Source organism: Candidatus Rokuibacteriota bacterium (assembly GCA_016188005.1).
Taxonomy (GTDB): Bacteria; Methylomirabilota; Methylomirabilia; order Rokubacteriales; family CSP1-6; genus UBA12499.
Window position 1 is genome coordinate 1 of record JACPIQ010000025.1, and the last position, 12419, is coordinate 12419.

The following is a 12419-nucleotide window of genomic DNA, read 5'->3' on the forward strand; positions in this document are numbered from 1 at the left end:
GGGCTGGGGGCGCTTCAGCCGGAACACCACGCTGTGAGGATCCGGCGCCTCCACACCCTCCACATTGGCGTACCAGTCCTTGCGCGGGTTGATCCGCAGCTTGGCCTGGGCCTCCGGCGCCTCGCGAAGCATGTCGAAGGTGAACTTGACGTCCTTGGAGGTGAAAGGCTTGCCGTCGTGCCACTTGACGTTCTTGCGGAGGAAGAAGACGAGGTTCCGGTAGTTGTCCTGCCAGGACCACCGCTCGGCCAGCTCCCCGATGATCGTGTCCACGCTCTCGACCGACTTGAGCGGGTCGAAGAAGACCAGGTTGTTGAAGCACGGGCTCGCCGGGAACACCACGGAGATCGTGGCGGTCTCGTGGATGGCGAAGCCCTGGGACAGATCCTCGCGAAGCATGATGTTGATCGCGCCGCCCGATTTCGGCGCCTGAGCCGCAGCCGGGGTGAGCGTGAGTGCCACCAGCCCCGCCGCGGCGAGGCCTCCGACGATGAATGCACGCCGCCAGTTCCTCATGCGCCGTTCTCCTCTCTGCGGGAGAAAGCTGCCGATTGTTCCGGGGATCCGTGATCGGCCCGACTATACGCGAACCCATCCCCACCGACAACCTCCCCCGGGGGGCCGGACCTCGCGCGCCGCGTCAGGGAGCGGGGCGGAGTGGCCGGCTGGGGCGCAGGAGCTGGTCGCGCTTGACGTCCCAGACACCGCGGGAGGACAGCCGCACCGCCGGCAGGAAGTCGGCCACCATGAAGTAGAGCGTGAAGATGGGGTCGTGGAAGGGATAGCCGCGCGAGATCAGGAGGCCCTTCAGCTCGCGCTCCTTCGCGGCCAGCTCGGGCAAGGGCCGCGTGGACATGAGCCCGGCCACCGGCAGCCCGAGCTCGAAGGCGACGCGCTCGCCCTGCACCAGGACGACGCCGCCCCGCAGGGCCAGGAGGCGGTTCACCGCCCGCGCCATGGCCTCCGGGCTCCGCCCCACGGCGATGATCTGGTAGTCGGTGGACAGCGTGGCCGCGAGCCCATCGAGATCGGCGGCGAAGCCGGCCAGCGCCGTGGTCGTGACCCACCGTCCCAGCCTGTCCAGCAGCGCGACGTGGAGGTCGCCCGCCGCCGCTGGCCGCTCCTCGAGCGCCGTGATGACGGTGCTCACGAGCCGGATCACGGGCAGCGGGCCCGCGGGAAGCGCGAGGTCGGCCGGGGCGATCCGCCAGCGCCGCCCGAGCCTCGCGGCCCCCGAGGTGAAGACACGGTCCCAGGCGGGCTCGGCGAGGCGCGCCAGCAGCCGCCCGTCCCGGGCTGCGAGCCGTCCGCGGGCGATCACGGCGCTGGGACGGGGCTCGGTGAGATCGGCCAGCAGCAGGATGTCGGCGAAGCGGCCGGGCGCGATCCCGCCGAGATCGGCGTCCTTGCCGTAGTAGCTGGCCGGATTGAGCGTGACCATCCGGTAGGCCTCGACAGCCGGCACGCCCTCCTCCATGGCGAGGCGCACGAGGCCATCCACGTGGCCGTGCTCCATGGTGAAGGCGGGGGTGCTGCCGTCCGTCGTCAGCATGAGCCGACCCAGAGAGCCCGACTTGACGAAGGGCTCGAGCAGGCCGCGGAGATCGGGGCGGAGCGAGGAGTGGCGCAGCATCAGGGCGATCCCCTGGCGGGCCCGGTCCAGCGCCTCCTGCCCCGTGATGGGCTCGTGGTCGGAGCTGAGCCCCGCGGCGGCCAGCGCGGCGATGCGCTCGGCATTGGCGCCGGCCGTGTGCCCCTCGATGCGCTTGCCGCGCGCCGGGCCCAGCGCCAGGCGCTCGAAGAGCCCCGGCCTGCCGGCCAGGAGGTCCATCCAGCGCGTCACCTCGCCGACCGCCGCGACCCGCGGGTTGTCGAGCATGCGCGCCAGTGCCCTCATGGGAAAGCGCGCCTCCTCCCCCGCCGTGCGCGACTGGGCGTGGGGACGGGCCATCCAGTAGAAGCGCAGCGGCCCGCGGGAGAGCGCCGCCACCGTCCGCTCGAAGCCCCGGAGGCCGGCAAGCCAGTAGAGGAGGAGGTTGTCGGCGAAGATCGTGGTGGTGCCCAGCGGCAGGATGTGGCGGGCCAGCCCCGCGGGCGTGCAGAGGTTCCAGGGATGCGTGTGGGGCTCGATGTAGCCCGGGACCAGCGTGCGGCCCGCGGCGTCGATGACCTCCGTGCGCGGCCCCACCATGGTCTCCCTGAGGCCCACATAGGCGATGCGCTCGCCCTTGATCGCGACGTTGGCCGGGTAGATCTCACCCGTGTACACGTTGAGGAGGAGGCCGCCCCGCACGTACCGGTCGGCCGGCGCCCGCCCCTGCGCCACGGCCACCAGCGCCCTGCGCTCCTTCGCCCACATGGACGCGATTATCCCACGGGGGTCAGGTCTTGCAATCCGACACGCAGCCCAACCGATGGCCCCGATGTCGTAATGCAAGACCTGACCCCTGCTTGACTACTTGAGGGCAAGGACGTTGAAGGCGGGGACGGGCCGCGAGAAGCCCCTGAGGGCGAGATCGCCGGCGGGCTCGGCCTCGACCAGCGAGTCCACGCCCGCCAGCACCCGGCGCGGGACGAGGATCTGGCCCGGCCGAGCCTCTCCGCAGAGACGGGCGGCGAGATTGGTGACCGTGCCGATGGCACCGTAGTCCCAGCGCCCCTCGAAGCCGATGGCGCCAATCGTGGCATAGCCCTGGGCGATGCCGATGCCGAAGTCGAGCTCGTACCCCTGGCGGCGCCACGTGACGATCAGCTCGGCGACACGCTCGCGCATGGCCACTGCCATGCGTACGGCCCGCGCCGCGGGATCGGGTACGGGCACCGGGTCGTTGAAGAAGATCATCATGCCGTCGCCGGTGAAGCGCTCGAGCGTCCCCTCGTGGGCCAGGATCAGCCGCCCCATCTCGGCGTGGTACTCGCGCAGCACCCCCATCACCTCCTCGGGCTCGGCCGTCTCGGCGAAGGCCGTGAAGCCGCGGAGGTCCAGGAAGACCACGGTGACCTCCCTCCGGTGGCTCTGGAGCGGATCGGCGGCATCCCCCGCCACGATGAGCTCGGCCAGCTGGGGGGAGAAGAAGCGCTTGAGCCGGCCGAGGCGCTCGAGCTGGGCCACCTGCTGGCGCACGCGCTCCTCCAGCGTCCGGTTCGACTCGGCGAGCTGGTCGTGGAGCGCCTTGATGCGCAGGAGCGAGCGCACCCGCGCCAGCAGCTCGGCGTGATTCACCGGCTTCGTGAGGAAGTCGTCGGCTCCGGCATCGAGGCCCTTGATCCGCTCCTGCGCCGGGTCCAGCGCCGTGACCATCACCACGGGGAGCATGGCCGTCGCGGGATCCTCGCGGATCGCGCGGCAGACCTCGTAGCCACTCATCTCCGGCATCATGACGTCCAGCAGCACGAGATCGGGACGGTCGGCCGTGACCCTGTCGAGGGCCTCGCGCCCGGAGGCCGCCGTCGCCACCGCGTAGCCCTTCACCGCCAGCAGGTCGGCCAGGAGCTTCACGTTGTGCGGCGTGTCGTCCACCACCAGGATGCGGGCGGGGTGAGTCACGCCCCGCCTCCGGCGCCGCGGCTCCGGTCCAGCAGATCGCGCACGGCCTGGAGGAACTCCTTCACGTTGATGGGCTTGGACTGATAACCGTCGAACCCCGCGGCCATGATCTTCTGCCGGTCGTGCGTCATGGCCGAGGCCGTCACTGCCATGACAGGGATCGCGCCCGTCCGCGGATCGGCCCGGAGCCGCCCCAGCGCCTCGATGCCGCTCATCCCCGGCAGCTGGATGTCCATGAGGATCAGCGCCGGCTGCTCCGCCTGCGCCAGCCGGAGACCCTCCTCCGCGGTGTCGCTCTCGATGGTGCGGTAGCCCTTGAACTGCAGGACGTCGCGGGCGAGCCTGCGGTTCCTCTCGTTGTCCTCGACGATCAGGATCAGCTCACTGGCCATGGCGCTCCACCGGAAGCGTGAAGGTGAACGTGGACCCCTGACCGACGGCGCTCTGGACCCGGATCGTGCCGCCGTGCAACTCCACGAGCCTGCGCGCCAGCGTGAGACCGAGACCGGTCCCCTCGCGCTTGCGTGCGTAGTCGGTGCCCACCTGGCGGAACTCCTCGAAGATCGCCCCCTGGTCCTCCGGGGCGATGCCGATGCCGGTGTCAGACACCGACACCTCCACCGCCCCGCCGGCCGGCACGGCCCGGACGGTGATCCGCCCGCCCTCGGGCGTGAACTTCACGGCGTTCGAGAGCAGGTTCAGGAGCACCTGCTTGACCTTGCGCTCGTCGCCGACGATCGGGCCCACCCGGTCGTCCACGGCGAGCCGGACCGTGATCCCGTGCCGCATCGCCCGCTCCCGCACCAGCGTGAGGGCATTGTCGAGCGCGACGGGCAGGTCGAATGTCGTCAGCTCGAGCTCCATCCTGCCCGCCTCGATCTTGGAGAGATCCAGGATGTCGTTGATGAGCGAGAGCAGGTGCCGGCCCGAGGAGAGAATGTCCTGGAGGTACTCGTCCTGCTTCGGATTCAGCTCGCCGAACATCCGCTCCAGCAGCACCTCCGAGAAGCCGATCACCGCGTTGAGCGGCGTCCTGAGCTCGTGGGACATGTTGGCCAGGAACTCCGACTTGTGCCGGTTGGCCACCTCGAGCTGGGCGCTCTTGTCCTCGATCTCGCGGAAGAGCCGCGCGTTCTGGATGGCCAGCGCCGACTGGGTGGCGAAGGTGTTGAGGAGGGCGATGGCCTCGGGCGGGAACTCGCCGGGGCTCTTCCGGGTCACCACGAGCCCGCCGATCAGATGGTCCTCCCTGAGCAGCGGCACGGCCAGGAGCGCGCGGTAGCCCTGGCCCAGGAGAACGTCCCGCAGCCGGCTCTGGTACGCGTCCTCCCGGGCGATGTCCGGGATCTGGACGGGCGCGCGCGTCTCGGCCAGCCGCCCCGTGGCGCCCTCCCCCTTCCGGAGCCCGATGGGGCGGGCGACCTCGAGGAACTCCTCGGGCAGGTTGCGGGTGGCGCGCAGGTGGAACTCCCCCGTATGCTCGTCGTACTCGTAGATGGCCCCGGCGTCGGTGCCGGACAGCGCGTTGGCCTGGGAGACGATGGTCGTCAGCACGGTCTCGAGGTCCAGCGTCGAGGACACGGCCCGGCCCACCTCGCCCAGCGCCGTGAGCTGCTCCACCGACCGGGTCAGCTCCCCGGTCCGTGCCTGGAGCTCGCTGAACAGGCGCACGTTCTCGATGGCGATCACCGCCTGGTCGGCGAAGGTCGTGACCAGCTCGACCTGCTTGTCGGTGAAGGCCTTGGGGTCATCCCGCCAGAGGGCGAAGACCCCGATGGGAACACCTTCCCTCAGCATGGGGACTCCCAGGATCGCCCGGAAACCGCCCAGGCGCTGGGATTCGGCCCACTGGTACTCGGGGTCGGCCAGGACATCGGGGATGTGGACCGCCCGTCGCTCGAGGGCGCTCCGTCCCACGAGGGTCCCTCGTCCGAGACGGATCGGGTTCCTGTCGAGGAACTCCAGCCACGCCGGGGAAGGAGCTCCGTAATGCACGGCCACCCGATACGCCTCATCGTCGAGCCGGAAGATGAGTCCTCGCTCCGCGCCGCAGAGCTTCGTCGCGTTCTCCACCAGCGTCTCGAGGACGGGCTGGAGATCGAAGGTCGAGCGGCTGATCACCTTGAGGACCTCGCTGGTCGCGGTCTGCTGCTCGAGGGACTCGCTGAGCTCGCGGGTGCGCTCCTCGACCTTCTGCTCGAGGGTGGCGTAGGACTCCTCGAGCTGGGCGGCGGCGGTGTTGAACTGGTCGGCCAGGGCCTCCAGCTCGTCGCCGGTGCGCACCTCGATGCGGTGGCCCAGCTCGCCCGCGCCGATGCGCGCCGCCCCGGCCTGGAGGGCCTGGATGGGCGTCACCATGCGCCGGGCGAGGACCAGGCTGGCCAGCAGCGAAAGCACCAAGCCCACGGCGAGGAGCACCACCGTGCGGATGCTGGAGGCGTACAGCGGCGCGAAGGCCTCGCCGAGCGGCAGCTCCACGAACACCACCCAGCCGAGCGGCGCCACGGCAGCGTGGGCCGTGAGGACCTGCTTGCCGCGCGGGTCGGCGGCGATGATCACCTCTTCCTTCGCCTCGCCGGGCCCCGGCGGCCCGGAGAGCGCCGATCTCACCTGGGCCAGCGCGGAGAGGTCGGTCTTCCGGAGGACGAGGCTGATATCCGGGTGCGCCACGAGCTGGCCGCGCGAGTCCACCACGTAGGCCTGACCGGCCTTGCCGACCTTGATGCGGGAGACCACGTCCCAGATGAACTTGAGGTTCACCTCGGCCGCCGTCACGCCCCCGCCTCCGCGCTGCGGCACGGCGATGGTCATGTAGGGCTCGGATTCCTTCCGGAAGTACACGGGGCCGAAGTGCACCTTGCCGGCCCTGGGCTCCAGGAACCTGGGCTCCCCCGAGAAGTCGGCCTGGCTGCCTGCCACGTCCATGGCGAGCTGCGAGACGCGGAGCTGCTCCCGCCCGGAGGCGTCGAGATGGCTCACCTCGGTGATGGCGCGGACCTGGCTGATCAGCCGGATGAAGTCGAAGCGGCGCTGCGTGAGGGCATCGCCGCGCGCGGCCAGCAGCGGCTGGGTGGTCCAGCCGATCTGGCGCTCCACCTCGCGGACGAACTGCTCGATGCGCGCGGCCGCCCCCGCGGCCTTCTCGCGCTGCACGGCCACCAGCGCGGCCCTGTTCTCCTGGTAGGAGAAGTAGATCTCCACGAGGCCGCTGGCGAGGAGGGCGCCGCTGACCAGGGTGGCGAACAGCGCGACGTACTTGAGGAAGAGGCCGCCGCGGCGTCTCACGGGGTCACCCGGCTGGCCCGGGCACAGGGTCGCTCGACGGGCTGATGGTGGCTCACTCCAGCCAGGAGGATGACACCCCGGGCCCCACGGCGTCAATCGAGCCGTCGGGAGAAAAACCTCGCTGCCCCGCGCCGGGCGCGGTATGGGAGGGGGAGGAGGGACGCCATGGGCAAGCTGGTCTTCGCCGCCGCGGTGCTCGTCGTGGGGCTCGCGTTCTACTACGCCCTCAAGCGCCAGGCCGATCTGTTCCGCGGCGGCACCCTCGCCCTCGTGCCCAGGATCGTGCTCACCCTCGCCGTGGGCATCCAAGCGCCCGCTCATCAAGGCCGACGTCCAGAAGGAGCTCACCACGTGGCTGGCGAAGTACGGGGTCGATCTCAAGGAGGCGGCGCTCGCCAATATCCGCTTCGATCCGAACTACGAGAAGGCCATCGAGGCCAAGCAGATCGAGGAGCAGAAGGCCGAGCAGAAGCGCTACGAGCTGATCCAGGCCCAGCGGCAGGCCGAGATCGTGGCCGCCCAGGCCAAGGGCAAGGGCGACGCCGCGCTGGCCGAGGCCAAGGGGGTGGCCGACGCCCTCCGCGTCAAGGGCGAGGCCGAGGCCACCTAAAATGCCCGCGTGGCCGCCTCGCTGACTCCCGTGCTCATCCAGCAGCAAGACCTGGCGAGATGGGACGGGCGGCTGCCGCAGTACATGCTCGGCGGCAACGCCTCGCCCCTGATCCAGATCCCGGGCCAGACCGGCGAGTCGCCCCGGCGCTGACCCGCGCGGCGCGCGGCCGAGCGGCTACCTCGTGATCACCCCGCAGGCGATGCGCGCCCCGCTATTGCCCGCGGGATCGGTTTTCCCGTCGTCGGCCTCTCTGTGGATGACGAGGGCGGTGCCCCGGCCGCCGAGGAGCGAGGTGGGGCCCGGTGAGAGCGTCACCGCCCTGGTGGTCACGTCGATGCCACCCTCGCCGAACGCGGCGACCTTCATGTTGGGCAGGTCGCCGGCATGCGGGCCGGCCGGGTTCTGCAGCCCATGCTGCTTGCCCGCGGGGTTGAAGTGGCCGCCCGCCGAGTCGAAGGTCGGGGGCTGGCACTGCCCCACCGCGTGGATGTGGATCCCCCGCTCGCCGGGCGGCAGGCGGCGGCCCGTCACCGCGATCCGCACCCCCGCGGCCGTCTCGATCAGCGTGGCCGACCCGACCGGCTTGCCGTCCTTGTCCCTCAGCGTGGCTTCCGCCGACGGAAGCATCGGAGGCTCCTGCTCTGCCATCATGCCCGCGCAGCCGCTCAGCACCATCCCCGCGCATGCCACCAGGAGCCGTCTCACGGTTCTGTCGCCCTCCGTCAGTCGAGTCTCGCCATGAGCTGCCGTGCCGCGTCCCGGAACCGCCCCACGCTCTCGAGCTTGATGCCCTCGTAGCCCCGGATCCCGTCGGGGAGCTCCCCGATGGCCACGGCGGTATCGTGGTTCGCCGGGCCGAGCCTGGTCAAGACGGTCTCGATCATGCTCCGGTACTCGCCCGGCAGTGCCCGCTCCACCCGGCGCACCCGGGCCCGGCCGAAGGGGTCCAGCGCCGTCCCGCGCAGCCCCTTCATGGCCCGCAGGAGCCGGAGGCCCGGCGCGAACCAGCCGCCGAGACGGAGTTTCCGCTTGAGCCCCAGCGCCCTGAGCAGCGGCGGCTGGAGATGCCAGTGATAGGTGATGGCCTGGCCGAAGCGCGCCCGCAGCGCGGCCCCGAGCGCGGGATCCAGGTGCAGCCGCGCCACCTCGTACTCGTCCTTGTAGGCCATCAGCTTGAAGAGATAGCGCGCCACGGCCTCCGTGAGTCCCGTGCGCCCCGGCACACGCTCGGCCTCGGCGCGGGCGACTCGCGCCACGAACTCGACGTACTGCCGGGCATAGTCGGGGCTCTGGTACGCGATCAGCTCGGGCACCCGCGCCTCCAGCAGCCGCCGGGCCTCCCCCTCGAGGCCGGCCGCGTCCACCAGTCGCTGAGTCTCGGGCGACAGCGCCCGCGCCTCGGCCTCGCGCCCCGTGGCCTTGCGGACGGCGGCCTCCACGCGCTTGCCATCCACCACGGCCATGCGCCCCCACCGGAAGGCCAGGAGGTTCATCTCCACCGACACGCCGTTCAGCTCGATCGCCCGTTCGATGGAGGCGGCCGAGAGGGGCAGGGCCCCGGCCTGGTACGCCGCGCCCAGCATGAGGAGGTTGGTCGCCATGTGGTCCCCGAAGAGCCCCTCGGCGATTGCCCCGGCGTCGAGATAGACGTTGTCGTCCTTCCGAGAGGCGCGGTCGATGCTCATGAGCGTGCCGGCGAGCTCGGGGAAGTGCACGGCGGTGTCCACGATCATCTGGCCGGTGGGGATCTGGCTCGTGGAGATCACGGCGACGGTACGTCCGGGCTCGGCCCTGTCGAGATTGCCCGGGTCGGCGGCGACGAGGAGATCGAAGCCGAGGTACAGGTCGGCGCCACCCGCCGAGACCTTGTTGGCCTCCTGGAGGGGGCGCCAGCCGATCTTCAGGTCCGAGACGACAGGCCCCCACTTCTGACTGAGCCCGGTCTGGTCGAGGCCGCGGACGTGTCGGCCGTCCAGGAGCGCGGCCGTGCCCAGGATCTGGTTGACGGTGACGACGCCCGTGCCGCCGATGCCCATCATGTGCACCGCGAAGCCGTCGGCGGGCACCTTGAGCGCGGGCTCGGGCAGCTCGGCCTCGAGCGGGGGCAGTCGCCGGTCGTTCTTCTGCGGAGGGCCCACCGGCTCCACCGTGAGGAATGAGGGGCAGTCGCCGAGGAGGCAGGAATAGTCCTTGTTGCAGGAGGACTGGTGGATCTGCGTCTTCCGGCCGAACTCGGTCTCCACCGGCTGGACGGAGAGGCAGTTGGACTTCTTCCCGCAGTCGCCGCACCCCTCGCACACGCGCTCGTTGATGACGACGCGCCGCGCGGGATCGGCGAGCTTTCCGCGCTTGCGCAGGCGCCGCTTCTCGGCGGCGCATTGCTGGTCGTGGATGAGCACCGTGACACCCGGGATCGAGGCCAGCAGGGCCTGCGCCTCCAGCAGCCGGTCGCGGTGCCACACCTCGGCGATGCCCGCCAGCGCCACGCCCCGGTACGTCCCGGGGGCATCCGTGGTGATGACGATGCGCTTGACGCCCTCGGCCTCGAGCTTGCGCGTGAGCGCCGGGATCGCCAGGGCCCCGGCGGCGGCCTGGCCGCCGGTCATGGCCACCGCCCCGTTGTAGAGGATCTTGTAGGTGATGTTGGCCGCGGAGGCGATGGCGTAGCTGATCGCCAGCGTGCCCGAGTGGAAGAGCGTGCCGTCGCCCAGGTTCTGGAAGAGATGCGGCGTCTCGGTGAAGGGGGCGATGCCCACCCACTGCGCCCCCTCGCCCCCCATGTGGGTGATGCCGATGAGGCCGCGGCCCATGCCGAGCGCCATGCCGTGGCAGCCGATGCCGGCCGCCGCCACGCTGCCCTCGGGGATGACCGTCGAGCGATTGTGCGGGCAGCCGGAGCAGAAGTAGGCCGACCGCGCCAGCGCCAGCGTCCGCGGCCGCCCCTTGACCTCGTCCAGGTGCCGGATCCGCGCCTCGGCCGACTCGACGCGCACCTTCCGCGCCAGCCGCCGGGCGACGGCGCGAGCGATCAGGTCGGAGTCCAGCTCGCCGGTGACGGGCAAGAGCGGCCGCTCCTCCTCGTCCTGCTTGCCGACGATCCGGGGCCGCTCGGGCGCGCCGTAGAGGAGCTCCTTGGCGAACATCTCGAGGAAGGAACGCTTCTCCTCGACCACGAGGATCTCCTCGAGCCCTCGCGCGAACTCGCGGAGGATGCGCGGTTCCATGGGGAAGAGCATCCCCATCTGCAGGAGACGGATCCCGTGGCGCCGCAGGCCGGCGTCGTCGAGCCCCAGCTCCGAGAGCGCCTGCCGCACGTCGTAGTAGGTCTTGCCCGCCGCGAGGATCCCGAGCCATGCCCCCGGCGTGGGCACCGTGATGCGGTTGAGGTGATTCGCCCACGCGTAGCGGCGCGCCAGCTCGAGCCGCGCGTCATGGATGGTGCGCTCCATGTCGAGCCCGAAGGGCGGGATGAGCATCACGTTGATCTGGTGCCGGAAGGGGCGGCCGTCCAGCTCCACCGTGGGGATGACGGGGGCGATGCGCTCGGCGGCCACCTCGGCGGTGCCCGTCTCGTCGGCCACGTTCGTGACGATCTTGAACCCGACCCAGAGCCCCGAGGTGCGCGACAGCATGAAGCCGTGCTGCCCGAGGTCCAGGACCTCCTGGACATTGCCGGGGAAGAGCGTCGGCATGAAGGCGTCGTAGAAGGCCACCTCGGAGTGGCTCGGCAGCGTCGAGGACTTGGAGATGGGATCGTCGCCGGCCAGCGCCAGCACGCCGCCGTTGTCCCCGACGCCGGCGTAGTTCGCGTGCTTGAAGACGTCTCCCGTGCGGTCCACGCCGGGCGCCTTGCCATACCACATGCCGAGGACGCCGTCGTACTTCGGCTTCGGGAAGAGGCCGGCCATCTGGCTGCCGAACACGGCCGTCGCGCCGAGGTCCTCGTTGAGGCCGGAGGAGAACACCACCTCGTGCCGGGCCAGGAGCGGCCTGAGCCGCTCCAGCGTGAGGTCGAGCCCGCCCAGCGGAGAGCCCCGGTAGCCCGAGATGAAGGTGGCCGTCCTGAGCCCCCGGCGGCGGTCGGCACGGTGCTGGTCGAGCGGGACCCGGACCAGCGCCTGGATGCCGCTCAGGTAGATGCGCCCCTGCTCCTGGGTGTACTTGCTCTCCAGCGAGAACTCCGCCGCCGTGCTCGTCATGTGCCCTCGCGTCTCATCGCTGTCTCGGGGGATTGGGGACATCGCCGGCCTCGCGCACCCATGGTAGGCCCGAACGGCGCATGAAGCAACTGACCCAGGGCAATTTACTCAGGGGCTGAGCAGCGGGAGGAGGTGGGGCCAGAGGCGCTCGGCGATCAGGCGATGGCCCTCGGCGGTGGGGTGGATGCCGTCGGGCTGGTTGAGGCGTGGGTTGCCGCCCACTCCGTCGAGGAGGAAGGGCATGAGGGGCACCCGGTGCTGGCGCGCGACGGCCTCGTACATCCGCCGGAACTCCTCGGCGTAGGGCCGGCCGTAGTTCGGGGGCAGCCGCATGCCCGCCAGCAGCACGCGGGCGCCGGCCCGCTGGAAGCGCCCGACCAGGGCATCGAGGTTCTCCCTCGCCCCGCGCAGGTCCTGGCCCCGGAGCCCGTCGTTGGCACCGAGCGCCAGGATCACGATGGCGGGCTCGAGCCTGAGCGCCCAGTCCAGGCGGCGGAGCCCGCCCGCCGTCGTGTCGCCCGAGACGCCGGCATTGACGACGCGGTAGCGGTACCCTTCGGCCAGCAGCCGCGCGGCGAGCCGGGCCGGGTACGCCTCCGCGGGCGTCACGCCGAGCCCGGCCGTGAGGCTGTCGCCGAAGCAGAGGATGACGCGCTCGCCGGCGGCGGGCGCGGCGGTGCGGGCCAGCGCCATGCAGAGTGTCAGGGCGACGACGCCCGAGAGCGGAGCCAGGCGGCGGAAGGGGCTCATGACCGTAGTGTAGTATGGGCGCATC

Annotated in this window: 10 protein-coding genes; 2 read left to right on the top strand and 8 right to left on the bottom strand. The window is 71.1% G+C overall.

From position 1 onward, the window contains the following. The 5 genes from HYV93_05500 to HYV93_05520 all read right to left on the bottom strand — a co-directional run. The coding region (locus HYV93_05500) for a peptide ABC transporter substrate-binding protein (protein ID MBI2525417.1) at nt 1–516 on the bottom strand (516 nt) is incomplete at its 3' end. A 124-nt stretch (nt 517–640) separates the two neighbouring features. Beyond that, nucleotides 641–2359, bottom strand: coding sequence for an adenine deaminase (locus tag HYV93_05505; protein MBI2525418.1), 1719 nt, complete (start codon nt 2357–2359; stop codon nt 641–643). Between the two features lie 96 nt (nt 2360–2455). Further along, nucleotides 2456–3547 carry a response regulator gene (locus HYV93_05510; protein MBI2525419.1) on the bottom strand — a complete coding sequence of 364 codons (1092 nt, stop codon included), beginning with the start codon at nt 3545–3547 and terminating at the stop codon, nt 2456–2458. Then, on the bottom strand, nt 3544–3939 hold the full coding sequence (locus HYV93_05515) for a response regulator (protein MBI2525420.1): 396 nt from the start codon (nt 3937–3939) through the stop codon (nt 3544–3546). Before HYV93_05515 ends, HYV93_05510 begins: the two co-directional genes overlap by 4 nt. Beyond that, nucleotides 3929–6832: a GAF domain-containing protein gene (locus HYV93_05520; protein ID MBI2525421.1), complete on the bottom strand. Its 2904-nt coding sequence runs from the start codon at nt 6830–6832 to the stop codon at nt 3929–3931. The genes HYV93_05515 and HYV93_05520 overlap by 11 nt, the downstream gene beginning before the upstream one ends. A 142-nt stretch (nt 6833–6974) precedes the next feature. Between HYV93_05520 and HYV93_05525 the strand changes: the two genes are divergently transcribed. Beyond that, nucleotides 6975–7442 carry a hypothetical protein gene (locus HYV93_05525; protein ID MBI2525422.1) on the top strand — a complete coding sequence of 156 codons (468 nt, stop codon included), beginning with the start codon at nt 6975–6977 and terminating at the stop codon, nt 7440–7442. Between the two features lie 9 nt (nt 7443–7451). Further along, nucleotides 7452–7595, top strand: coding sequence for a hypothetical protein (locus HYV93_05530; protein MBI2525423.1), 144 nt, complete (start codon nt 7452–7454; stop codon nt 7593–7595). Between the two features lie 24 nt (nt 7596–7619). Here the strand turns inward: HYV93_05530 and HYV93_05535 are convergent, their stop codons facing one another. The 3 genes from HYV93_05535 to HYV93_05545 form a co-directional block, all read right to left on the bottom strand. After that, nucleotides 7620–8120 (bottom strand): superoxide dismutase family protein, encoded by a 501-nt coding sequence (locus HYV93_05535; GenBank protein MBI2525424.1) that lies wholly within the window; start codon nt 8118–8120, stop codon nt 7620–7622. Between the two features lie 47 nt (nt 8121–8167). Further along, entirely contained in the window at nt 8168–11644 is a 3477-nt protein-coding gene (locus HYV93_05540; GenBank protein ID MBI2525425.1) for an indolepyruvate ferredoxin oxidoreductase family protein, read from the bottom strand. Nucleotides 11645–11752: 108 nt separating this feature from the next. Next, the gene (locus HYV93_05545) at nt 11753–12418 is read right to left on the bottom strand and encodes an arylesterase (GenBank protein MBI2525426.1); all 666 of its coding nucleotides are present in this window, start codon (nt 12416–12418) and stop codon (nt 11753–11755) included. Between the last annotated feature and the right edge of the window lies 1 nt (nt 12419).